This window comes from Pseudomonas koreensis, from assembly GCF_024169245.1.
GTDB lineage: Bacteria > Pseudomonadota > Gammaproteobacteria > Pseudomonadales > Pseudomonadaceae > Aquipseudomonas > Aquipseudomonas koreensis_F.
In genome coordinates this window covers 5,775,397-5,798,785 of sequence record NZ_JALJWP010000001.1, presented here as the reverse complement: position 1 = coordinate 5,798,785, position 23,389 = coordinate 5,775,397, and the positions used below count along the sequence as shown (strand labels likewise).

Sequence of the window (23,389 nt, the reverse complement as noted above, 5' to 3'; positions counted from 1 at the left end):
TCAGCGCTTAAGGCATAATCCGCCCCAACTCCAACAACAAGGATGCCTTCGAAGTGAGCTCAGTCAACAAGTCGATATTGTTGGTCGATGACGACCAGGAAATACGCGAGTTGCTGGAAACCTACCTGACCCGCGCCGGGTTTCAGGTGCGGGCCACCGCCGATGGCGCCGGTTTTCGTCAGGCGCTCAACGAGGCGCCGAGCGATCTGGTGATCCTCGATGTCATGCTGCCCGACGAAGACGGTTTCAGCCTGTGCCGTTGGGTGCGTCAGCATCCGCGTCAGGCGCAGGTGCCGATCATCATGCTGACCGCCAGTTCCGACGAAGCCGACCGGGTGATCGGTCTGGAACTCGGTGCCGACGACTACCTCGGCAAACCGTTCAGCCCGCGCGAACTGCAAGCGCGAATCAAGGCCTTGCTGCGCCGCGCGCAATTCGCTCACGAACGCAGCGGCAGCGAAGTGCTGGCCTTTGACGACTGGCGCCTGGACACGGTCAGTCATCGGCTGTTCCACACCGACGGCGAGGAAGTGATTCTTTCCGGCGCCGATTTTGCTCTGCTGAAACTGTTCCTTGACCACCCGCAGCAAATCCTCGACCGCGACACCATCGGCAATGCCACCCGTGGCCGCGATCTGATGCCGCTCGATCGCATCGTTGACATGGCCGTCAGCCGTTTGCGCCAACGCCTGCGCGACACCGAAAAACCGCCACGGCTGATTCGCACCGTACGTGGCAGCGGTTATCAGTTGGCAGCCAATGTGGTTGCCGGCAATGCTCACTGAGGCGCTGCGCAAGTTCGCCAGCCGCGTGCCGGTGCCGCGCTCATTGCTCGGACGGATGTTGCTGCTGACCCTGCTGGCGGTGCTGTTCGCACAGACGCTGTCGAGTGTGATCTGGGTTTCGCAGTTGCGCGCCACCCAGCTCGAAGGCCTGGTCACCAGCGCCCGCAGCCTGGCCCATTCGATGACCGCCAGCGTCAGTTATTTCCGTTCCTTGCCGGTGGCCTATCGACCGCTGGTGCTCGATCAATTGCGCAGCATGGGCGGCACCCGGTTTGTCGTGACCCTCAACGACAAGCCCTTGGGCATGGACGTGCTGCCAGTGACGCCGCGCAAGGCCGCGGTGATGCAAGCGGTGGATGAGGTGCTGCGCCAGTCGCTTGGCCATGACACGGATATTTCGGTGACCTTCGTCAGTCCCGAAGACCTGCGCATTTTCAACGCCGGACTGAAACTCGATGAATTGCCGCGCTCCTGGGCGCATTACGCGTTGACGCTTGAACCGGTGAATCCGCCGGTGCTGGTCACTCAAATTCAGATGGCCCCGGGCGAGTGGTTGTACATCGCCTCGTTGCTGCCCGAGCCCTACACCAGTCTCGAAGAGCAAGGCCTGCCGGCGCAGCAGGTGTGGTTCATCGTCCTGACCAGCGGCTTTCTGTTGTTGTTCATCGGCCTGCTCGTGCACTGGCAGAGCCGGCCGCTCAAGCGTCTGGCACGGGCGGCGCGGGATCTGTCGCTGGGCGCCGACGTCGAGCCAGTGGCGGAGGGCGGCGGCAGTGAAGTGGTGGAGGTCGGGCGCGCGTTCAACACCATGCGCGAACGCATCAGCCGCTACCTGACCGAGCGCAGCCAGTTGTTCAGCGCGATTTCCCACGACTTGCGCACGCCGATCACCCGCTTGCGTTTGCGCGTCGAGCTGCTCGAGGACGAACAGCTGCAAGCCAAGTTCGGCCGCGATCTGGATGAGCTGGAGCTGCTGGTCAAAGGCGCGTTGCAATGCGTGAAAGACACCGACATCCACGAGAACATCGAGCCGGTGGATCTCAACCATGTCCTCGATTGTCTGGTCGAGCCGTACCTGGCGCCGAATGGCAACGGTCGTGTAACCCAGCATGGGCGCGCGCTGTCGGCGTATCCGGGCAAGCCGCTGGCGCTCAAGCGCTGCATCGGCAACCTGATCGACAACGCCTTGAAGTATGGACAGAACGCGCACCTGCACATCGATGACGATGACAGCGCGTTTGTTTTGCACGTCGACGATGAAGGGCCGGGCGTGCCGCAGCAGCGGTTGGAGCAGGTGTTCGAACCGCACTTCAGGTTGGCGGGGCAGCAGCAGGGTTATGGGTTGGGTCTTGGCATTGCGCGCAATATTGCCCATAGCCATGGCGGGGAAGTGACGTTGCAGAATCTGCGTGAGGGTGGGTTGCGGGTGACGTTGCAGTTGCCGCGTTCGGTTGATTGAAGATCAAAAGATCGCAGCCTTCGGCAGCTCCTACATTTGGAATGCGTTTCCATGTAGGAGCTGCCGAAGGCTGCGATCTTTTGACTTTGCTTTGCTAATGTCACAGGCTAGTGACAAACCCCGTCCCCTTCGTTACAAGCCCGCCCCGGCCCGTTGTTTAGACTGCCCGCAGTCCTAACAACAAAAAAGGGTCACTCCATGGACACCTTTCACCCAGACTTCAGCAGTTGGCTGAATGCCCCTGCCCACCAGCAATGGCTTGCCGCCGAAGGCCTGCGTCTGCTGGATTTTGCCAAGGCCTCAAAGCTGCCAGAAGGTTTCGGCAACCTCGACGAGCGCGGCCGTCTGCCGGCGCACGCGCAAGCCGAAACCATGAACACCGCGCGCATGACCCACAGCTTCGCCATGGCCCACATTCAGGGGCTGCCGGGGTTCGCCGAGCTGATCGATCACGGCATCGCCGCCCTGCGCGGGCCGCTGCGTGATGCGCTGCACGGTGGCTGGTTTGCAGTTGCCCGGCACCGCGACGACAACACCGGCAAGAACGCCTATCTGCATGCCTTTGTCGCGCTCGCCGCCAGTTCCGCCGTGGTCGCGCAACGGCCCGGCGCCCAGGCCTTGCTCGATGACGCAATCGATATCATCGACACTTATTTCTGGAGCGAAGAAGAGGGCGCCATGCGCGAATTCTTCAATCGCGACTGGAGCGAAGAAGAAGCCTATCGCGGCGCCAACAGCAACATGCACGCGACCGAAGCATTCCTCGCGCTGGCTGATGTCACCGAAGATCCGCGCTGGCTGGTGCGCGCCCAGCGCATCGTCGAGCGGGTGATCCACGGTCACGCGGCGGCCAATGATTACATGGTCATCGAACACTTCGATCGCGACTGGCAGCCGCTACGCGAATACAACCACGACAATCCTGCTGATGGTTTCCGTCCTTACGGCACCACGCCGGGCCATGGTTTCGAATGGGCGCGCTTGCTGCTGCATCTTGAAGCCGCGCGGGTGCAGGCTGGCATGCTGACGCCGGGCTGGTTGGCGACCGATGCGCAAAAACTCTTCGAACACAATTGCCGCAACGGCTGGGATGTCGATGGTGCGCCGGGCATCGTCTACACCCTCGATTGGGATAACCAGGCCGTCGTTCGCCATCGCCTGCACTGGACGCATGCCGAAGCCAGCGCCGCCGCCAGTGCCTTGCTCAAACGTACCGGCGACGCGCAATACGAAACCTGGTACCGACTGTTCTGGGAATTCTGTGAGACGAATTTCATCGACCGCTGCAACGGCAGCTGGCACCACGAACTCAATCCGCAGAATGTGCCCAGTGCCGATATTTGGCCGGGCAAGCCCGATCTGTATCACGCCTGGCAGGCTGTGCTGATTCCGCGGTTGCCGCTGGCGCCAAGCATGGCCACGGCTTTGGCGCGGTTATCTCGGCCTGTTCCTGTGTAACCATGTCGTGACATTTACGCGTCCCTTCGTTACCTGCGAAGCGAAACGCTCTGTTTAAACTCCGTGCAGCGCAAGCACCAGACTTGCAATGCATAACAACAAGAAAGGTACATCTCGAATGAATGCGATTTCTCGCCTCGCTACTGTCATTTCTGTCGCCTCCCTGTTCCCGCTCGCAATCCTGCCGCTCAGTGTCTCCGCTGCCGATTCCAAAGGTTCGGTCGAAGTCGTGCACTGGTGGACTTCCGGTGGCGAAAAAGCCGCTGTTGATGTGCTCAAGGCCCAAGTCGAAAAAGACGGTTTCACCTGGAAGGACGGCGCTGTCGCCGGTGGTGGCGGTGCGACTGCCATGACCGTGCTGAAGAGCCGTGCCGTTGCCGGCAACCCGCCTGGCGTCGCCCAGATCAAAGGCCCGGACATCCAGGAATGGGCGTCGACCGGTCTGCTCGACACTGACGTTTTGAAAGACGTCGCCAAGTCGGAAAAGTGGGACAGTCTGCTCGACAAGAAAGTCTCCGATACCGTGAAGTACGACGGTGATTACGTGGCCGTGCCGGTGAACATTCACCGTGTGAACTGGCTGTGGATCAACCCGGAAGTCTTCAAGAAAGCCGGCATCACCAAGAATCCAACCACCCTCGAAGAGTTCTACGCCGCCGGCGACAAGCTGAAAGCGGCGGGCTTCATTCCGCTGGCCCACGGCGGTCAGCCTTGGCAGGACAGCACCGTGTTCGAAGCCGTGGTGCTCTCGGTCATGGGCGTGGATGGCTACAAGAAAGCCCTGGTCGATCTCGACAACAAGGCGCTGACCGGTCCGGAAATGGTCAAGGCGCTCACTGAGCTGAAGAAAGTCGCGACCTACATGGACGCGGACGGCAAAGGCCAGGACTGGAACCTCGAAGCGGCCAAGGTCATCAACGGCAAGGCCGGCATGCAGATCATGGGTGACTGGGCCAAATCCGAATGGACCGCCGCCAAGAAAGTCGCCGGCAAGGACTACGAGTGCGTAGCGTTCCCGGGCACCGACAAGGCGTTCACCTACAACATCGACTCGCTGGCCGTGTTCAAGCAGAAGGACGCAGGCACTGCGGCCGGTCAGCGGGACATCGCCAAAGTCGTGCTGGGTGAGAACTTCCAGAAAGTCTTCAGCATCAACAAAGGCTCGATCCCGGTTCGCAACGACATGTTGAACAACATGGACAAGCTCGGCTTCGATTCCTGCGCACAGACCGCTGCCAAGGACTTCCTCGCGGACGCCAAGTCCGGCGGCCTGCAACCAAGCATGGCGCACAACATGGCGACCACGCTGGCGGTGCAGGGCGCGTTCTTTGACGTAGTCACCAACTACATCAACGACCCGAAAGCCGACCCGGCCGATGCTGCGAAGAAACTTGGCGCGGCAGTTCAGTCGGCCAAGTAATGCTTGGCCCCTGTAGGAGTGAGCCTGCTCGCGATAGCAATCTGTCAGCCACCGTCTGAGTGACTGACACACCGTAATCGCGAGCAGGCTCACTCCTACAAGGAGAATGCTTTCGTAAACCCTTATTGTGGATTTCCCCATGAGTTCTGTTGCTGTGTTCAGCAAGGCCTCGCCGTTCGATGCATTGCAGCGCTGGCTACCGAAACTGGTGCTGGCGCCGAGCATGTTCATCGTGCTGGTGGGCTTCTATGGCTACATCCTGTGGACGTTCATTCTGTCGTTCACCACGTCGACCTTCCTGCCCAACTACAAGTGGGCCGGTCTGGCGCAATACGCGCGGTTGTTCGACAACGATCGCTGGTGGGTGGCGAGCAAGAACCTCGCCGTGTTCGGCGGCATGTTCATCGGCATCACCCTGGTGATCGGCGTGTTGCTGGCGGTGTTCCTCGACCAGCGCATCCGTCGCGAAGGCTTTATCCGCACCATTTACCTGTACCCGATGGCGCTCTCGATGATCGTCACCGGTACCGCGTGGAAATGGCTGCTCAACCCGGGCATGGGCCTGGACAAATTGTTGCGTGACTGGGGCTGGGAAGGCTTCCGTCTGGACTGGCTGATCGACCCTGATCGCGTGGTCTACTGCCTGGTGATTGCCGCTGTGTGGCAAGCCTCGGGCTTCATCATGGCGATGTTCCTCGCCGGCCTGCGTGGCGTTGATCAATCGATCATCCGTGCCGCGCAGATCGACGGCGCGAGCATGCCGCGCATCTACTGGAAAGTCGTACTGCCAAGCCTGCGTCCGGTGTTCTTCAGTGCGGTGATGATCCTTGCGCACATCGCGATCAAGAGCTTCGACCTCGTTGCGGCAATGACCGCCGGCGGCCCGGGTTATTCCTCCGACCTGCCAGCGATGTTCATGTATTCCTTCACTTTCAGTCGCGGCCAGATGGGCATGGGCTCGGCCAGTGCGATTCTGATGCTCGGTGCGATCCTCGCGATCATCGTGCCTTACCTGTACTCCGAGCTGAGGACCAAGCGTCATGACTAGTCTCGCTGCCAAACCCGCCATCAGCTTGAGCCGCATCGCGATCTACGCGGTGCTGATCTTCGCGGTGTTTCTCTATCTGGTGCCGCTGGTGGTCATGTTGCTGACCAGCTTCAAGACTCCGGAAGACATCAGCACCGGCAACCTGTTGAGCTGGCCGACCGTGGTCAGCGGCATCGGTTGGGTCAAGGCCTGGGCCACGGTTGATGGCTACTTCTGGAACTCGATCAAGATCACCGTACCGGCCGTAATCATCTCCACGGCCATCGGTGCGTTGAACGGTTACGTGCTGTCGATGTGGCGTTTCCGGGGTTCGCAGCTGTTCTTCGGTCTGCTGCTGTTCGGCTGCTTCCTGCCGTTCCAGACCGTGCTGCTGCCGGCCTCGTTCACCCTCGGCAAGATGGGCCTGGCGAGCACTACCACCGGGCTGGTCTTCGTCCACGTAGTTTACGGTCTGGCGTTCACCACGCTGTTCTTCCGCAACTACTACGTCAGCATTCCCGATGCGCTGGTCAAGGCCGCACGTCTGGATGGCGCGGGGTTCTTCACGATTTTCCGCCGCATCATCCTGCCGATGTCGACGCCGATCATCATGGTCTGCCTGATCTGGCAATTCACCCAGATCTGGAACGACTTCCTGTTCGGGGTGGTGTTCTCCAGCGGTGATTCGCAACCGATCACCGTGGCGCTGAACAACCTGGTCAACACCAGCACCGGCGCCAAGGAATACAACGTGGATATGGCAGCGGCGATGATCGCCGGCCTGCCGACCCTGCTGGTCTATGTGGTCGCAGGCAAGTATTTCGTGCGCGGGCTGACGGCCGGCGCGGTCAAGGGGTAATCATGGCTACGCTTGAACTTCGCAACGTAAACAAGACCTACGGGGCCGGTCTGCCGGACACCCTGAAGAACATCGAACTGTCGATCAAGGACGGTGAATTCCTGATCCTCGTCGGCCCGTCGGGCTGCGGCAAATCGACCTTGATGAACTGCATCGCCGGTCTGGAAACCATCACCGGCGGCGCGATCATGATCGGTGATCAGGACGTCAGCGGCATGAGCCCGAAGGATCGCGACATCGCCATGGTGTTCCAGTCCTACGCGCTGTACCCGACCATGAGCGTGCGCGAGAACATAGAGTTCGGCCTGAAAATTCGCAAGATGCCGCAGGCAGCGATCGACGAAGAAGTCGCCCGCGTCGCCAAGCTGTTGCAGATCGAACACCTGCTCAATCGCAAGCCGGGCCAGCTCTCCGGTGGTCAGCAACAGCGTGTGGCGATGGGCCGTGCCCTGGCGCGGCGGCCGAAGATCTACCTGTTCGACGAACCGCTGTCGAACCTCGACGCCAAGCTGCGCGTCGAGATGCGCACCGAAATGAAACTGATGCACCAGCGCCTGAAAACCACCACGGTCTACGTGACCCACGACCAGATCGAAGCGATGACTCTGGGCGATAAAGTGGCGGTGATGAAGGACGGCATCATCCAGCAGTTCGGCACGCCGAAAGACATCTATAACGACCCGGCGAACCTGTTCGTCGCCAGCTTCATCGGTTCGCCGCCGATGAACTTCATCCCCCTGCGTCTGCAGCGCAAGGACGGTCGTCTGCTGGCGCTGCTCGACAGCGGTCAGGCGCGCTGCGAATTGCCGATGAGCATGCAGGACGCCGGGCTCGAAGACCGCGAAGTGATCCTCGGCCTGCGCCCGGAGCAGATCGTGCTGGCGAATGGCGAGGGCAATGGTCTGCCGAGCATCCGTGCCGAAGTGCAGGTCACTGAACCGACCGGTCCGGACACGCTGGTGTTCGTCAATCTGAATGACACCAAGGTCTGCTGCCGACTGGCGCCGGACGTGGCACCGCAGGTGGGCGAAAGCCTGACGCTGCAATTCGATCCATCGAAAGTGTTGTTGTTCGACGCCAATACCGGTGAGCGCCTCGGCACTGCCGGCCAACCACAGACCGATGCGCGGTCTGCGAACGTCGCCCAATTCAAAGGGCGCTGAAAAACAGTGTAGGAGCGAGCCTGCTCGCGATGACGGTGTATCAGTCGACAGAGATGTTGAATGTAAAACCGCTATCGCGAGCAGGCTCACTCCTACAAGGAGCACGCGGTGCCCGGCCTGTCGAGCACCGCACTTTATGTAAACCGCGTTAGATAAAAACAGTTAATAACAATAAAGACGAGGATGTAGGGATGAAAAAGAAACACGTCAATGCCCGGTTGATCTGCCAGGTTTCTGCGGCAGCTGCACTGGTGCTGGCCGGTAACGCAATGGCGGCGGATGCCTTCAGCTCCGACTCCAAATGGATGACCGGCGACTGGGGCGGCGAGCGCACCAGGCTGATCGAGCAGGGTATCGACATCAAAGGCGACTACGTTGGCGAGATGGGCGCCAACCTGCACGGTGGTTATGACGACGACAAGACCGGCCGCTACAGCGACCAGTTCGGCCTCGGCGTGGCCCTCGACCTGCAGAAACTGTGGGGCTGGGACAACACGCAAGCGAAAATCCAGCTGACCAACCGTAACGGCTACAACATCTCCAACGACCGCGTTGGCGATCCGCGTGCCGGCACCCTCAGCTCCTCGCAGGAAGTCTACGGCCGTGGCCACATGGTGCGTCTGACCCAACTGTGGATCCAGCACCAGTTCTTCGACAACAAGCTCGACGTCAAGGCCGGTTACTTCGGCGAAGGTGAAGACTTCAACACCTTCCCGTGCGACTTCCAGAACCTCGCGTTCTGCGGTTCGCAAGTGGGTAACTGGGCGACCAACATCTGGTACAACTGGCCAGTCAGCCAGGCCGCGATCCGTGTGAAGTACAACATCAACGACGAGCTCTATGCGCAAATCGGCGCGTACAACCAGAACCCGTCGCAGCTGGAACACGGCAACGGCTTCAAGCTCAGCGGCAGCGGCACCAAGGGTACCGTGCTGCCGGTTGAATTGGTCTGGTCGCCGAAGGTCAACAGCCTGCCGGGCGAATACCGCGTTGGTTACTACAAGAGCACGGCCGATGCCGACGACGTTCGCGAAGACGTCAACGGTTTCGACGCGGCAACCACCGGTGACGACTACAAGTCGCACAGCAGCAAGCACGGCTACTGGTTCGTCGCGCAACAGCAACTCACCAGCCACAACGGTGATGCTACTCGCGGTCTGAACATCGCCGCCAACGCGACCTTCCACGACAAGGACACCAACTTCATTGACAACTACCAGTCGGTGATGTTTGTCTACAAAGGCCCGTTCGATGCGCGTCCGAAGGATGACATCGGTATCGGCGCGGCGCGTATCCACGTCAACAAGGACGTCAAGCGCAACGCTGAACTGCTGAACGCTTCCAACGGTGTCTCCGACTACGACAACGCCGCGTTCTCGCCGATTCGTGAAACCGAATACAACTACGAGCTCAACTACGGCATCCACGTCACCAACTGGCTGACCGTGCGTCCCAACCTGCAATACATCACCCATCCGGGCGGTGTGGATGAAGTCGATAACGCTTTGGTCGCTGGCCTGAAAATTCAGTCAACGTTCTGACGCGTCTGCGATAAGCTCCTCTCTATGTGCGCATTTTGCGGACAGCCCAGGCTGTCCGCTTTTTTTTGGGGCGAGGCGCAGCCCAATGATTTCAGGATCGTGGCAAATGCATGAGCATCCGCTGCAACGCTTCTTCAAGTCCCTGCGCGAGCGACCGGTGTTCGCCTGGGAGCGCTATCAGATGCGCGATGTGCTGGTGATCGATCATCCGCTGTGTCAGGCGGTGTTCAGTCGTCAGGGCGCGCAGTTGCTGCACTTTCAACCGCGCGGGCAGAAGCCGTGGTTGTGGTGCGCGGCGAAGTGGCCGCATGTCGGCGCGATCCGCGGTGGCGTGCCGGTGTGCTGGCCGTGGTATGGACGTCATCCGAGCGAAAATGCCTGGCCGTCCCATGGCTGGGCGCGATTGCTCGACTGGAAACTACTCGACAGCAGCAGCGCCGAAGACGGCGTGCGTCTGCACTGGCAATTGCAGCTGTGCGATTGGCAGGTCGACCTGCACGCGCATCTGGGCGAACGCATGGAATTGCGCCTGAGCACTGAGCATCAGGACGACATGCCGTGCCAGTTGAGCCAGGCTTTGCACGCTTACTGGCGTATTGGCGATGTCGGTGAGATAGCGCTGTCTGGCCTCGAAGGCGCGCAGGGTTATGACCAGTTGAACCGTCAGGTTTGCCAGCAGGAAGGTGAGTTGCGCGTCGATGGCGGTTGTCAGCGGGTGTTCCAGCATGACGGCGAATTGCAGCTCAAGGATCACGCCTGGCAGCGCGAGTTGTGCATCGATACCGGTGACAGTGGCGACACCGTCGTGTGGCATCCGGGAGCGCGACCGTTGCTGGGAGTGAGCTGGGACGAAGTATCGGAATTCGTTTGTGTAGAAGCCGCGGCGGGCGGCACCGACAGTCTGCATTTGGCGCCGGGGGAGAAGGCGCATTTGAGCTTGCAGGCGTGGGCGGCGGCCTGAAGATCAAAAGATCGCAGCCTTCGGCAGCTCCTACCTTGGAATGCGTTCCTGTAGGAGCTGCCGAAGGCTGCGATCTTTTACGCGAAGCGTCCTAATTGAATTCATCCCCGACCGGATACCGGCTCGCATTCAGGCTCTCTTTGATCTTGCGCAGATGCGGCTGGAAATCCACGCCACGGCGCAAGGTCATCCCCGTCGCCAAAACATCCAGCACGGTCAACTGAATGATCCGCGAGGTCATCGGCATATAGATGTCGGTGTCTTCCGGCAGCGGAATGTTCAAACTCAGCGTACTGGCCTTGGCCAGCGGCGAATTCTCCGCCGTCAGGCCCAGCACGGACGCGCCGTTCTCCCGGGCGATCCGCGCCACTTCCACCAGTTCGCGCGTACGCCCGGTGTAGGAAATGATCACGAACAACTCACCGGTGTGCGCCACCGAAGCAATCATCCGTTGCATCAGCACGTCGGCATGCGCAGTGACCGCGAGGTTGAAGCGGAAAAACTTGTGCTGCGCGTCCAGCGCCACCGGGGCCGAAGCACCGAGGCCGAAAAAGTGGATCTGCCGCGCCTGGATCAACAGGTCGACGGCGCGGCTGATCAGGTTCGGGTCCAGCGCCTGACAAGCGCTGTCCAGCGAGGCGATGGCGCTGCCGAAAATCTTCTGCGTGTATGCCTCGGGATTGTCGTCGGCCTCGACCGCGCGGCTGACATACGCCGCGCCACTGGCCAGGCTCTGGGCCAATTGCAGCTTGAGTTCGGGATAACCGCTGACACCGAATGAACGGCAGAAACGGTTGACCGTCGGTTCGCTCACCGAGGCGGCCTGGGCGAGGGCGGCGATGCTGAAGCGGGTGGCCTGCTGCGGGTTGAGCAGGATCACCTCGGCGACCTTACGTTCGGCCTTGTTCAGCTCTTCAAGGCGACTCTGGATCTGTTCCAGTAAATTTCGCACGCGGTCCATATGGAATTCCTGATTCACCAACGCAGAGTTGCGTCGGGCTATGCAAATTGGGCCTTTGATATGGCCCGTGACGGTGGCCTATCCTACTGATGCGTCCGGGCGACCACCACTCGGATTGAGTATTCTGCGAAAATGTTGTGGTTATTACTACATTTTCCCTTGAGTGATGCCTTGAAAAAAGGTATTTGTAGCTTAACTTGATAAAAGAACAAACATCATGCCTTCCATTACGGTTGAACCGTGCACCTTTGCCTTGTTCGGCGCGCTTGGCGATCTGGCCCTGCGCAAGCTGTTTCCTGCCCTTTATCACCTTGACGGTGCCGACCTGCTGCACGAAGACACGCGGATCATCGCGCTGGCTCGTGAGCCCGGCAGCGAGCAGCAGCACATGGCGTTCATCGCCGCCGAATTGCGCCGTTACGTCGGCAAAGAGCTGAACGAAACCGTGGCCGAGCGTTTTCTCGCGCGCCTGACCTACCTGCACGTCGACTTCCTCAAGGCCGAAGATTACGTGGCGCTGGCGGAACTGGCCGGCAGCAGCCAGCGCATGATCGCCTACTTCGCTACGCCGGCGGCGGTGTACGGCGCGATCTGCGAGAACCTGGAAAAAGTCGGTCTGGCCGAGAACACCCGCGTGGTCCTGGAAAAGCCGATCGGCTCTGACCTGGAATCGTCGCGCAAGGTCAACGACGCGGTGGCGCAGTTCTTCCCGGAAGACCGCACGTACCGCATCGACCACTATCTGGGCAAGGAAACCGTTCAGAACCTGATCGCCCTGCGTTTCGCCAACAGCCTGTTCGAAACCCAGTGGAACCAGAATTACATCTCCCACGTGGAAATCACCGTGGCCGAGAAGGTCGGCATCGAAGGCCGTTGGGGCTATTTCGACAAGGCTGGCCAACTGCGCGACATGATCCAGAATCACCTGTTGCAGTTGCTCTGCCTGATCGCCATGGACCCACCGGCCGACCTCTCCGCCGACAGCATCCGTGACGAGAAAGTAAAGGTGCTGAAGGCGCTGGCGCCGATCAGCCCGGAAGGCCTGACTACACAAGTGGTGCGCGGCCAGTACATCGCCGGTCACAGCGAAGGTAAATCGGTACCGGGCTACCTCGAAGAACCGAATTCCAATACCCAGAGCGACACCGAAACCTTCGTCGCCCTGCGAGCTGATATCCGCAACTGGCGCTGGGCCGGTGTGCCGTTCTACCTGCGTACCGGCAAGCGCATGCCGCAGAAGCTGTCGCAGATCGTCATCCACTTCAAGGAACCCTCGCACTACATCTTCGCCCCGGAGCAGCGCCTGCAGATCAGCAACAAACTGATCATCCGCCTGCAACCGGACGAAGGCATTTCCTTGCGAGTGATGACCAAAGAGCAGGGCCTGGACAAGGGCATGCAACTGCGCAGCGGGCCGCTGCAACTGAATTTCTCCGACACCTGGCGTAGCGCGCGGATCCCCGATGCCTACGAGCGGTTGTTGCTGGAAGTGATGAACGGCAATCAGAACCTGTTTGTCCGTAAAGATGAAATCGAAGCCGCGTGGAAGTGGTGTGACCAGCTGATCGCCGGGTGGAAAAAATCCGGCGACGCGCCCAAGCCGTATGCGGCCGGGTCGTGGGGGCCGATGAGCTCCATTGCTTTGATCACGCGGGACGGGAGGTCGTGGTATGGCGATATCTGATGTGCAACTGCCGACGGGCGTGACTGCCCGCGAATTCAACAGCCCGGTTTTGCTTGCCGAAGGCCTGGCGCTGAACGTTGCCAAACAACTGAGCGAAGCCATTGCGGCACGCGGCAACGCGGTGCTGGTGGTGTCCGGCGGGCGCAGCCCGGTGGCGTTTTTCCAGCACCTGGCCAGGCAGGAGCTGGACTGGTCGAAGGTCGTTGTGACCCTGGCCGACGAACGTTGGGTGCCGGTTGAACATGCCGACAGCAATGCTGGCCTGCTCAAGCAATACCTGCTCAAAGGCCCGGCAGCCAAGGCGCAGTTCCTCAGCCTCTACAGCGCGGCGGCCAACGTCGAGCAGGCTGCTGAACAGGCTGATCGTCTGCTCGCCGAGCTGCCACCGATCGACGTGCTGGTGCTGGGCATGGGCGATGACGGTCACACCGCGTCGCTGTTCCCCGACAGCCCGAACCTCGCCGAAGCCCTGCAAGCCGATGGCACGCGCCGTTGCTGGCCGATGCTGGCGCCCAGCGTGCCACGTCAGCGCCTGACCATGAGCCGTGCGCTGCTGGCTTCGGCCAAACACAAGATTCTGTCGATTTCCGGTCAATCGAAACTGACCACCCTGAATGCCGCGCTGGCATCCGATGACGTCGCGGCCATGCCGGTGCGCGCGTTTCTGCAACCTACGTTAGAGATTTACTGGTGCCCATGAGCCAAGGAACAGCCGCTATGACAACCCCATCCCCGACCGTTTCCATGGCGGACAAAGTTGCCCTGATCGACAGTCTCTGCGCCAAAGCGCGGATCCTGCCGGTGATCACCATCGCCCGCGAACAGGACGTGCTGCCACTGGCCGACGCCCTCGCCGCCGGTGGCCTGACCGCGCTGGAAGTGACCCTGCGTTCGCAGTTCGGCCTCAAAGCCATCCAGATCCTGCGCGAACAGCGTCCGGAACTGATGACCGGTGCCGGCACCGTGCTCGATCGCAACATGCTCGCGGCGGCGGAAGCGGCCGGTTCGCAATTCATCGTTACCCCGGGCATCACCCGCGACCTGCTCGAAGCCAGCGTCGACAGCCCGATTCCGCTGCTGCCGGGCATCAGCAACGCCTCGGGGATCATGGAAGGCTACGGTCTTGGGTATCGCCGCTTCAAGCTGTTCCCGGCGGAAGTCAGCGGTGGCGTAGCGGCAATCAAGGCCCTCGGTGGTCCGTTCGGCGAAGTGAAATTCTGCCCGACTGGCGGCGTCGGCCCGGCCAATATCAAGAGCTACATGGCGCTGAAAAACGTCATGTGCGTGGGCGGTAGCTGGATGCTCGATCCTGAGTGGATCAAGAACGGCGACTGGGCCCGCATTCAGGAATGCACCGCAGAGGCCCTGGCGCTGCTGGACTGATCTTTACCCCTACACCTCGTTGTGTGCTTTACGGCTTTATGGTGCGCTTGGTCGGCGCACCTTTTTTTTGCGCCGAAGAAAGTAAACATACATGCCGCGATACATAGTTAACGCACGCGGTCCGTTCGCCGGGGTTAACCTGCGTTCATCTTATGGAAGAGAGAACTCCTCATGGACGACCTTCAGTCTCTGCCCCTTGCGCCACATTCCCGTTATCAAGCGAAGCGGCTGGCGCTCGGCAGTCGCGATCGGCGCAGCCAACCGCAGGTGCGCAACATCAGTCAAGGCGTCGAAGGCCTACCACTGATCCTGCGTCTGTCGCTGGCCGACGCCATGACTGGCCAGCCGGTCAGCGGCGCGCTGGTGCGCATTCAACAGACGATCGATACCAACATCTGCCTGGGCGGCGATCAATTGACCGATAACCATGGCATCGTCCGTTTTACCAGCGTCTATCCGGATCGCCCGGTGCCGGGCACGTCGTGCCTCACTCTGAACGTATACATCCCCAGTGACGATAACGGCGCGCCAGCACACCACGAGGCCTGGGCCGGAACCTTGCATCTGCCCGGCCGCTGCAGCTGCGCACTCGTCACCGAGGACGCTGTACGGCTGGTGCTGCAGCCGATCGCCGGAGAGGATCTCGAAGACGGCGCCTTCGCTTGCCAGACCCTCGGCATCGATACCTTTGCCGTGTCTTCGCAGATCGGCCTCGCAGGCTACGAAAAGAATAACGCTGTGCGGTTTTAGCGCAGGTGGTTCAACGCGTGGACCAATAGCTCCATCTCGCCAGCCGTGGTGGTCAGCCCCGGCGTGATGCGAATGCATGGCCCGGACGCGGCGCCGGTGCGCACCACGGTGAACAGGTTGAACTCGTTGAGCAGGCGCTCAACCATGACCTGTTGATCTTCATGACGCGTGAAACGCAGCGAGGTGATCCCGCAATTCAGTTGCGGGTCATCCGGCGTCATTACTTCGATGCCCGGCAGGTGCCGCACGGCGCTGACCCAGAGATTGCGCAGGTAATTCAGGCGTGCGCTTTTGGCTGCGGCACCGCCGAGGGCGTTGTGCTCTTCGAACACCAGCGGCAGGGTCATCAGCGCTGGAATGTTCGGCGTGCTGTACGAGGTGCGCGCGCGAATGTCGGTCACCGGATAATGCATCTCGCCCATGTCCGGATCGATGTCGGCCAGACGCTGCGGGGCGATGTAGATAAAGCCAAGGGTCAGCGGCGCGCCGATCCACTTGTGCAGGTTGTAGCCGGCGAAAGCGATGCCCAACGCTTGTAGATCGAATTCGATCTGGCCGAGGGCGTGGGCACCGTCGAGGATAATGTCGACCCCATGCTCTTTGGCCAGCGCGGCGATGGCCTGCACCGGCATGACCAGACCGGTGCGGTGGGTGACGTGGGTCAGGGCCATCAATTTCAGTTTCGGGTGGCGGACAAAAGCCTCGCGATAGCTTTCCAGCAGGCTGTCGAAGCTGGCCGGATGGCGGTGGGCAATTTCGATCACCTCGACGCCGCGGTGTTTCGCCAGCCAGCGCATGGCGCCTTTGACCGTGTCGTAGTCGAGGTCGCAGATCAGCACCTGGTCGTCCGGCTGCAGGCGATTGTAATTGCGGATCAGCGATTGCAGGCCTTCGGTGGCGTTACGCGTCAGGGCCACGCTTTGCGCGCGTACGCCAATCAGTTCGGCCAGTTGCGCGCGGATCTCGAGGTTGTCGTGCTGTTCAAAGCGCTGGCGCACGTAAACCGAGTTGCTGGTGTTGATCAGCTCGATGTTGCGCTGGTATTCCTCGATCACCGTACGCGACAGGCGCCCGAAGTAACCGTTCTCCAGATTGACCGGGCCGGGCTGCACATCGTATCGGTCGGAAAAGGTTTGCCAGAAAGCTTCGTCACGGGCTCGGCGGGTGTTGTCAGGCATGGTCGGCGTGGCTCAAGAGAGGAGGGCGCTTCAGTGGCGCGGGGCGGGTTTGCCGTGTTTGGCGCGTAGCGGCTCAAGCAGGTCGGACAGGCCGTTGTGGTCGATCTCCTGCATCAGCGCGAGCAGACCACCGAGTTCGCCGTGGGGAAAGCCTTCACGGGCAAACCAGTTCAGATAGGGGCCAGGCAAGTCGGCAATGATTCGGCCTTTGTATTTGCCGAAAGGCATCTCGCGGGTGATCAGCAGTTCGAGTTTTTCCGGATTCATCAGCACGCTTCGTTGGTTTTCAGATCAGTCTGGAAAATACAGGCATTCTGCATGCAGGCCAAATGACAGATCATGCAAAAAACCAGCATACAGATGGTTCAATCTTTCGTAACTAATTGAAATAAAAGCCTTTCTATCCGATCAGAAAGCTGGCACGCACACTGCAATATCCCTTGCATCTTCAACCCATCGCAAGGAATTGAAAAATGACCGACATGAATAAAGAAGCCATTTCTGTACTCAACGACCTGATTGAAACCTGCAAGGACGGTCAGGAAGGGTTCAAGACTTGCGCCGAAGACATCAAGCATCCAGAACTGAAATCCCTGTTTGTGACTCGCGCCGCCGACTGCGCCACCGCAGCCGCCGAGCTGCAGGCTCAGGTACGTTCGCTGGGCGGTGATCCGGAAACCTCGACCAGCGTTGCCGGTGACCTGCACCGTCGCTGGGTCGACGTCAAATCCATGTTCACCGGCAAAGACGAAGAGGCTGTGCTGAACGAAGCCGAGCGCGGTGAAGACCATGCGCTGAAGGCTTACAAAGAAGCGCTGGAAAAAATCACCAAGCACAATCTGGTGGGTATTCGTGACCTGGTTGAGCGTCAGTACCACGGCGTACAACGCAACCACGACCAGGTGAAAGCCCTGCGTAACCAGGCTCGTGCCAAATCGTAAGAGTCTTTCGCGTACAAAAAACGCCAGCTTGTCTGGCGTTTTTTTGTGCCCGCAGGAAAAGCCCCTCACCCTAGCCCTCTCCCGGAGGGAGAGGGGACTGACCGAGGTGTCTTTCGCTAAACATCGACCTGAATGATCGAGTCGATTGAGGATTTGAAAAACACTCAAATCTGCTCCCTTTCCCCCTCGCCCCCTTGGGGGCGGTCCGACGTTTCGGGAGGGCTGGGGTGAGGGGGAAAGGTTCTACCTGACACCCACCGTACAAATCATTCAACCAATACTGATCGCCGGCAATGTCGGCAACGTCACCGTCTGCTGCTTGCGCGGCGCGAGAATCTCCGCCTCGCCATCCACCACCAACTCATCACGCTGGTTGAACACGCGAGTGGCAATGCGCACGCGAAATTTCGGCAGTTTCTCGAGAATCTCCAGACGCACCGTCAGCGTGTCGCCGATCTTGACCGGTTTCTGAAAACTCATCTGCTGACCGATATAAATAGTGCCCGGCCCAGGCAGTTCGCAAGCGACCGCTGCGCTGATCAGTGCACCGCTGAACATGCCGTGGGCGATGCGTTCCTTGAACATGCTCGCGGCGGCAAACTCGGCGTCCAGGTGCACCGGGTTGTGGTCGCCCGACATCGCGGCGAACAGCTGAATGTCGCGCTCTTCGACAGTCTTGCTGTAGCTGGCGGTCTGGCCGACTTCGAGGGCTTCGTAAGGGATGTTGGTAACCTGGGTCATCGGTATCGCTTCCTGTGACGGATTTCTGTGAATCCACAAAAAATTATTCGCTGCGCTGCGGGCGCGGATGGCTCAGGGCCTGGTCGATCCAGGCGAGCACATCGGCGGTCACTTCGTCGCGATTGCTTTCATTGAACAATTCGTGCCGGGCCTGCGGGTAGATCTTCAGTTGCAGGTGCTGGCTGCCGGCCCTGCGCAAGGCATTGGCCAGATCAGTCAGACGCTTGCCCTCGCTCACCGGATCACATTCGCCGCCAATCACCAGCAGCGGCAGCCCCGGATCGATCTGCGCGAGATTGGACGCTTTGCTGATTTGCTGCAAGCCGCCGAGCAGATCGATCCAGAACTGATTGGTACAGCGAAAGCCACACAACGGGTCGGCGGCGTACTTGTCGACCTCGGCAGGATCGCGGCTCAGCCAGTCGAAACGGGTGCGCAGCGGTTTGAATTTATTGTTGAACGAGCCGAACGACAGCCACTCGATCAGCGCGCTGCGACCCTTGCCGCCCTGACGCAGTTTTTCCAGCCGGGCAATCTGCCGGGCGGCGCGATACAGGGCCACTGGCTGGAAATTCGAACCGCTGAGAATCGCCCCGTGCAGGCTGGCGCTGTGGTGCAGCAGATAAGCCTGGGCCAGATAACTGCCCATGCTGTGCCCGAGCAGAATGATCGGCACGCCGGGATGTTGCTGGCCGATGTGCTGGTTGAGGCTGGCCAGATCGCCAACGACCTTGCACCAGCCATCGTCATCGGCGAAATGGCCAAGGGTGCCGTTGTCGGCGGTGCGGCCATGGCCGCGCAGATCCGGTGCGTAGACGCCATAGTCTTTGTCGCAAAACGTGTCGGCGAGGCGGGCGTAGCGAGCGCTGTGCTCGGCCATGCCATGAGCGAGAAGAATCACCGCTTTCAATGGCGTGGCCGGCAGCCAGCGGTTGACGTACAGGCGGCTGCGGTCACTCGCGTCCAGCCAGAAGGTGTCGTGGGTCATGGCGATTCCTTTGCTCAGCATCGCCACAGTGTATAGCGCGTCTGATCAGCCCACGCCACGGCGGGAAGATTCACGCGATCAATGACGGCTTGCGTCATATTTGCCTCAATGGCCATAGCTGCTAGTGTCCGTGAAGCTCCGCTTTGTGCTTTTCGCCTTCAATGGACGAAGCAGAAACGACAGAAAGCGGCTCCCGGATCGGTTCAGGTAAAGAGGACAAGAACAATGCAACCTGATTTCTGGAATGACAAACGCCCGGCCGGCGTACCGCTGGACATCGACATGGGCGAGTTCAAGTCGGTCATCGAAGTGTTTGAGCGTTCCTGCAAGAAGTTCGCTGACCGCCCGGCGTTCAGCAGCATGGGCATCACCCTGACCTACGCCGAACTCGAGCGCCAGAGCGCGGCGTTCGCCGGTTACCTGCAGGCCCATACCGATCTGGTGCCGGGGGATCGCATTGCGGTGCAGATGCCCAACGTTCTGCATTATCCGATTGCCGTATTCGGCGCCTTGCGCGCCGGGCTGATCGTGGTCAACACCAACCCGCTGTACACGCCACGGGAGATGCGCCACCAGTTCAAGGATTCCGGCGCGCGCGCGCTGGTGTACTTGAACCTGTTCGGGCAGAAAGTCCAGGAAGTGCTGCCTGACACCGATATCCAATACCTGATCGAAGCGAAGATGGGCGACCTGATGCCCGCCGCCAAGGGCTGGCTGGTCAATACCGTGGTCAGCAAGGTGAAAAAACTGGTTCCCGAGTATTCACTGCCCCAAGCGATCGCCTTCAAAAGTGCGCTGCGCATGGGCCGTGGCCTGGGTATCAAACCGCTGAGCGTCGGCCTCGATGACATCGCCGTGCTGCAATACACCGGCGGCACCACTGGCCTGGCCAAGGGCGCGATGCTGACCCACGGCAATCTGGTAGCGAACATGCAGCAAGTGCGCGCCTGTCTTGCCCAGCTCGGCCCGGACGGTCAGCCGCTGTTGCGCGAGGGCCAGGAAGTGATGATCGCGCCGCTGCCGCTGTACCACATCTATGCCTTCACCGCGAATTGCATGTGCATGATGGTGTCGGGCAACCATAACGTGCTGATCTCCAATCCGCGCGACATCGCCGGCTTCATCAAGGAACTGAAAAACTGGCGCTTCTCGGCACTGCTGGGTTTGAACACCCTGTTCGTTGCGCTGATGGACCATCCCGATTTCAAGACCCTGGATTTCTCCAGCCTGAAGCTGACCAACTCCGGCGGCACCGCGCTGGTCAAGGCCACTGCCGAGCGCTGGGAGCAGATGACCGGTTGCCGCATCACTGAAGGCTACGGCCTGACCGAAACCTCGCCAGTGGCCTGCACTAACCCTTACGGCGACCAGTCGCGCCTCGGCACCGTCGGCCTGCCGGTGCCGGGCACGCTGGTGAAAATCATCAACGATGACGGCGTCGAGCAGCCGCTGGGCGAGCGTGGCGAGCTGTGCATCAAAGGCCCGCAGATCATGAAGGGCTACTGGAACAAACCCGAGGCCACCGCTGAGGTGCTGGATGCCGAAGGCTGGTTCAAGTCCGGCGACATCGCCGTGATCGACCCCGACGGTTTCGTGCGCATCGTCGATCGCAAGAAGGACATGATCATCGTCTCCGGCTTCAACGTGTATCCGAACGAAATCGAAGACGTGGTCATGGCCCACCCGAAGGTCGCCAACTGCGCGGTAATCGGTGTGCCGGACGAGCGTTCGGGGGAAGCGGTGAAGCTGTTTGTGGTGGCGCGGGAAACCGGCGTCAGCCTGGAAGAGCTGAAGGCTTACTGCAAAGAGAATTTCACTGCCTACAAGGTGCCGAAACACATCGTGCTGCGTGAGTCGTTGCCGATGACGCCTGTAGGGAAAATTCTGCGGCGCGAGTTGCGCGATATCGCCTAAAGGTTACAAGCGAAAAGATCGCAGCCTTCGGCAGCTCCTACAGGAAACGCATTCCAAATGTAGGAGCTGCCGAAGGCTGCGATCTTTTGCTTTTAATCCCCCTGGCAGCGGGGCTTTCACAGGTTAATAGGATTTTTGCTCTAAAATGACCGCTGGCAAGTCTTGAGTCATTAATATGACTGTAGGGCCCACGTTTGGCTCTGGTCGACCCTTGGCAAAGCTGCTACTCTCGGCGCGCTTTGTGACTTCTCGGCCTGTAAAACGCCGGATTCACCAATACAAAACACACACCAATAATAATCGCATCAAATGCGGTGAAGAATTCGCGTTGCTGAGGAGTGGGCTTCCATGATCGAAGACTTTTGGAAGGATAAGTACCCGGCTGGAATCGCAGCCGAGATCAATCCAGACGAGTATCCGAACATTCAGGCAGTGTTGAAGCAATCCTGCCAACGCTTCGCCAACAAACCGGCTTTCAGCAACCTGGGCAAGACAATCACCTACGGTGAACTGTACGAACTCTCCGGTGCCTTTGCCGCGTATCTGCAACAGCATACCGACTTGCAGCCCGGTGATCGAATCGCCGTGCAACTGCCCAACGTTCTGCAATACCCGGTCGCGGTCTTCGGTGCCATTCGCGCCGGGTTGATCGTGGTCAATACCAACCCGCTGTACACCGCGCGGGAAATGGAACACCAATTCAACGACTCCGGTGCCAAGGCCCTGGTGTGCCTGGCGAACATGGCGCACCTGGCGGAAGCCGTGGTGCCGAAGACCGGCGTCAAGCACATCATCGTCACCGAAGTCGCCGACCTGCTGCCGCCGATCAAGCGCCTGCTGATCAACAGCGTCATCAAGTACGTGAAGAAAATGGTCCCGGCCTATCACCTGCCCAAAGCCATCAAGTTCAACGACGTGCTGAGCAAGGGCCACGGTCAGCCAGTGGCCGAAGCCAACCCGGACAGCGGCGATGTCGCAGTGCTGCAATACACCGGCGGCACCACCGGCGTGGCCAAGGGCGCGATGCTCACCCACCGCAACCTGGTCGCCAACATGCTGCAATGCAAAGCGCTGATGGGCTCCAACCTCAACGAAGGCTGCGAGATCCTGATCACGCCGCTGCCGCTGTACCACATCTATGCGTTCACCTTTCACTGCATGGCGATGATGCTGATCGGCAACCACAACATCCTGATCAGCAACCCGCGCGACCTGCCGGCGATGGTCAAGGAGCTGTCGAAGTGGAAGTTCAGCGGCTTCGTCGGGCTGAACACGCTGTTCGTGGCGCTGTGCAACAACGAAGGTTTCCGCAAGCTGGATTTCTCCGCGCTGAAAGTCACCCTGTCCGGCGGCATGGCCCTGCAATTGGCCGCAGCCGAGCGCTGGAAAGCCGTGACCGGTTGCGCCATCTGCGAAGGCTACGGCATGACCGAAACCAGCCCGGTGGCCACGGTCAACCCGATCCAGCACATCCAGATCGGCACGATCGGCATTCCGGTGCCGTCGACCCTGTGCAAAGTCATCGACGATGCCGGTGTCGAGCAGCCGCTGGGCGAAATCGGCGAGCTGTGCGTCAAGGGCCCGCAAGTGATGAAGGGCTACTGGCAGCGTCAGGAAGCCACCGATGAAATGCTCGACAGCGACGGCTGGCTGAAAACCGGTGACGTCGCGCTGATCCAGCCGGACGGCTACATGCGCATTGTCGATCGCAAGAAGGACATGATCCTGGTGTCAGGCTTCAACGTCTATCCGAACGAACTGGAAGACGTGCTGGCGACTTTGCCGGGCGTGTTGCAATGCGCGGCGATCGGCGTACCGGACGAGAAGTCGGGCGAAGCGATCAAGATTTTCATCGTCGCCAAACCGGGTGTGACCCTGACCAAGGAGCAGGTCATGGACCACATGCGCGCCAACGTCACCGGCTACAAGGTGCCGCGCTCGGTGGAATTCCGCGATGCGCTGCCGACCACCAACGTCGGCAAGATCCTGCGCCGCGAATTGCGGGATGAAGAGCTGAAGAAGATCAAGGCCAAGAGCGCCGCTTGAACAGGAAGCCCCGCAGATGCGGGGCTTTTTTGTGGGTGCAGAGCAGGGCTTTGATCATGCGGTGAAGCGGCCCCTCACCCCAGCCCTCTCCCGAGGGAGAGGGAGCCGACCAAGGTGTCTGGGGTTGTGC

The 23,389-nt window shown here is 60.2% G+C and carries 21 protein-coding genes; 16 read left to right on the top strand and 5 right to left on the bottom strand.

Annotation, left to right across the window (positions count from 1 at the left end):
- Positions 1-53: 53 nt before the first annotated feature.
- The 9 genes from J2Y90_RS25735 (at position 54) to J2Y90_RS25695 (ending at position 10,673) form a co-directional block, all read left to right on the top strand.
- Positions 54-785 (top strand): response regulator, encoded by a 732-nt coding sequence (locus tag J2Y90_RS25735; protein ID WP_039758123.1) that lies wholly within the window; start codon positions 54-56, stop codon positions 783-785.
- The gene (locus J2Y90_RS25730; RefSeq protein ID WP_039758121.1) at positions 775-2,244 is read left to right on the top strand and encodes an ATP-binding protein; all 1,470 of its coding nucleotides are present in this window, start codon (positions 775-777) and stop codon (positions 2,242-2,244) included. The genes J2Y90_RS25735 and J2Y90_RS25730 overlap by 11 nt, the downstream gene beginning before the upstream one ends.
- Before the next feature lie 198 nt (positions 2,245-2,442).
- Positions 2,443-3,702 (top strand): D-mannose isomerase, encoded by a 1,260-nt coding sequence (locus J2Y90_RS25725; RefSeq protein WP_253504715.1) that lies wholly within the window; start codon positions 2,443-2,445, stop codon positions 3,700-3,702.
- A 118-nt stretch (positions 3,703-3,820) separates the two neighbouring features.
- Positions 3,821-5,122 (top strand): ABC transporter substrate-binding protein, encoded by a 1,302-nt coding sequence (locus J2Y90_RS25720; RefSeq protein WP_253504712.1) that lies wholly within the window; start codon positions 3,821-3,823, stop codon positions 5,120-5,122.
- A 139-nt stretch (positions 5,123-5,261) separates the two neighbouring features.
- Positions 5,262-6,170 (top strand): carbohydrate ABC transporter permease, encoded by a 909-nt coding sequence (locus J2Y90_RS25715; RefSeq protein ID WP_016773533.1) that lies wholly within the window; start codon positions 5,262-5,264, stop codon positions 6,168-6,170.
- Positions 6,163-7,008 carry a carbohydrate ABC transporter permease gene (locus tag J2Y90_RS25710; RefSeq protein WP_042607262.1) on the top strand — a complete coding sequence of 282 codons (846 nt, stop codon included), beginning with the start codon at positions 6,163-6,165 and terminating at the stop codon, positions 7,006-7,008. Before J2Y90_RS25715 ends, J2Y90_RS25710 begins: the two co-directional genes overlap by 8 nt.
- A 2-nt stretch (positions 7,009-7,010) precedes the next feature.
- Positions 7,011-8,171, top strand: a complete 1,161-nt coding sequence (locus J2Y90_RS25705; RefSeq protein ID WP_064364972.1) for an ABC transporter ATP-binding protein — start codon at positions 7,011-7,013, stop codon at positions 8,169-8,171.
- A 191-nt stretch (positions 8,172-8,362) separates the two neighbouring features.
- The gene (locus J2Y90_RS25700) at positions 8,363-9,712 is read left to right on the top strand and encodes a carbohydrate porin (protein ID WP_253504709.1); all 1,350 of its coding nucleotides are present in this window, start codon (positions 8,363-8,365) and stop codon (positions 9,710-9,712) included.
- Between the two features lie 106 nt (positions 9,713-9,818).
- A complete protein-coding gene (locus tag J2Y90_RS25695; RefSeq protein WP_073472039.1) occupies positions 9,819-10,673 on the top strand; it encodes a D-hexose-6-phosphate mutarotase in 855 nt (284 codons plus the stop codon).
- Between the two features lie 91 nt (positions 10,674-10,764).
- Here J2Y90_RS25695 and J2Y90_RS25690 read toward each other — a convergent pair whose 3' ends face one another.
- Positions 10,765-11,625, bottom strand: a complete 861-nt coding sequence (locus J2Y90_RS25690; protein WP_169842436.1) for a MurR/RpiR family transcriptional regulator — start codon at positions 11,623-11,625, stop codon at positions 10,765-10,767.
- Between the two features lie 226 nt (positions 11,626-11,851).
- Between J2Y90_RS25690 and zwf the strand changes: the two genes are divergently transcribed.
- The 4 genes from zwf to J2Y90_RS25670 all read left to right on the top strand — a co-directional run bounded on the left by zwf (position 11,852) and on the right by J2Y90_RS25670 (position 15,451).
- Positions 11,852-13,318 carry a glucose-6-phosphate dehydrogenase gene (zwf, locus tag J2Y90_RS25685; protein WP_016773537.1) on the top strand — a complete coding sequence of 489 codons (1,467 nt, stop codon included), beginning with the start codon at positions 11,852-11,854 and terminating at the stop codon, positions 13,316-13,318.
- On the top strand, positions 13,305-14,018 hold the full coding sequence (pgl, locus tag J2Y90_RS25680; RefSeq protein WP_253504706.1) for a 6-phosphogluconolactonase: 714 nt from the start codon (positions 13,305-13,307) through the stop codon (positions 14,016-14,018). The genes zwf and pgl overlap by 14 nt, the downstream gene beginning before the upstream one ends.
- A 17-nt stretch (positions 14,019-14,035) precedes the next feature.
- Positions 14,036-14,701 (top strand): bifunctional 4-hydroxy-2-oxoglutarate aldolase/2-dehydro-3-deoxy-phosphogluconate aldolase, encoded by a 666-nt coding sequence (locus tag J2Y90_RS25675; protein WP_016773539.1) that lies wholly within the window; start codon positions 14,036-14,038, stop codon positions 14,699-14,701.
- 171 nt (positions 14,702-14,872) lie between these two features.
- On the top strand, positions 14,873-15,451 hold the full coding sequence (locus J2Y90_RS25670; RefSeq protein WP_253504703.1) for a hypothetical protein: 579 nt from the start codon (positions 14,873-14,875) through the stop codon (positions 15,449-15,451).
- Here J2Y90_RS25670 and J2Y90_RS25665 read toward each other — a convergent pair.
- Complete coding sequence (locus J2Y90_RS25665) at positions 15,448-16,629, bottom strand: aminotransferase class V-fold PLP-dependent enzyme (RefSeq protein ID WP_253504700.1); 1,182 nt, start codon at positions 16,627-16,629, stop codon at positions 15,448-15,450. The two genes, J2Y90_RS25670 and J2Y90_RS25665, sit on opposite strands and share 4 nt — an antisense overlap.
- A 30-nt stretch (positions 16,630-16,659) precedes the next feature.
- Positions 16,660-16,896, bottom strand: coding sequence for a DUF3820 family protein (locus J2Y90_RS25660; RefSeq protein WP_003227425.1), 237 nt, complete (start codon positions 16,894-16,896; stop codon positions 16,660-16,662).
- A gap of 206 nt (positions 16,897-17,102) precedes the next feature.
- Between J2Y90_RS25660 and J2Y90_RS25655 the strand changes: the two genes are divergently transcribed.
- On the top strand, positions 17,103-17,570 hold the full coding sequence (locus J2Y90_RS25655) for a ferritin-like domain-containing protein (RefSeq protein ID WP_253504698.1): 468 nt from the start codon (positions 17,103-17,105) through the stop codon (positions 17,568-17,570).
- A 270-nt stretch (positions 17,571-17,840) separates the two neighbouring features.
- Here the strand turns inward: J2Y90_RS25655 and J2Y90_RS25650 are convergent, their stop codons facing one another.
- The gene (locus J2Y90_RS25650) at positions 17,841-18,311 is read right to left on the bottom strand and encodes a MaoC family dehydratase (RefSeq protein ID WP_003227420.1); all 471 of its coding nucleotides are present in this window, start codon (positions 18,309-18,311) and stop codon (positions 17,841-17,843) included.
- A gap of 43 nt (positions 18,312-18,354) precedes the next feature.
- Positions 18,355-19,299, bottom strand: coding sequence for an alpha/beta hydrolase (locus tag J2Y90_RS25645; protein WP_253504695.1), 945 nt, complete (start codon positions 19,297-19,299; stop codon positions 18,355-18,357).
- 225 nt (positions 19,300-19,524) lie between these two features.
- Here J2Y90_RS25645 and fadD2 point away from each other — a divergent pair, with 225 nt between their 5' ends.
- Positions 19,525-21,213 carry a long-chain-fatty-acid--CoA ligase FadD2 gene (fadD2, locus tag J2Y90_RS25640; protein ID WP_253504692.1) on the top strand — a complete coding sequence of 563 codons (1,689 nt, stop codon included), beginning with the start codon at positions 19,525-19,527 and terminating at the stop codon, positions 21,211-21,213.
- Positions 21,214-21,561: 348 nt separating this feature from the next.
- Positions 21,562-23,259 (top strand): long-chain-fatty-acid--CoA ligase FadD1, encoded by a 1,698-nt coding sequence (gene fadD1 / locus J2Y90_RS25635; RefSeq protein ID WP_253504689.1) that lies wholly within the window; start codon positions 21,562-21,564, stop codon positions 23,257-23,259.
- The last annotated feature ends 130 nt before the right edge of the window (positions 23,260-23,389 follow it).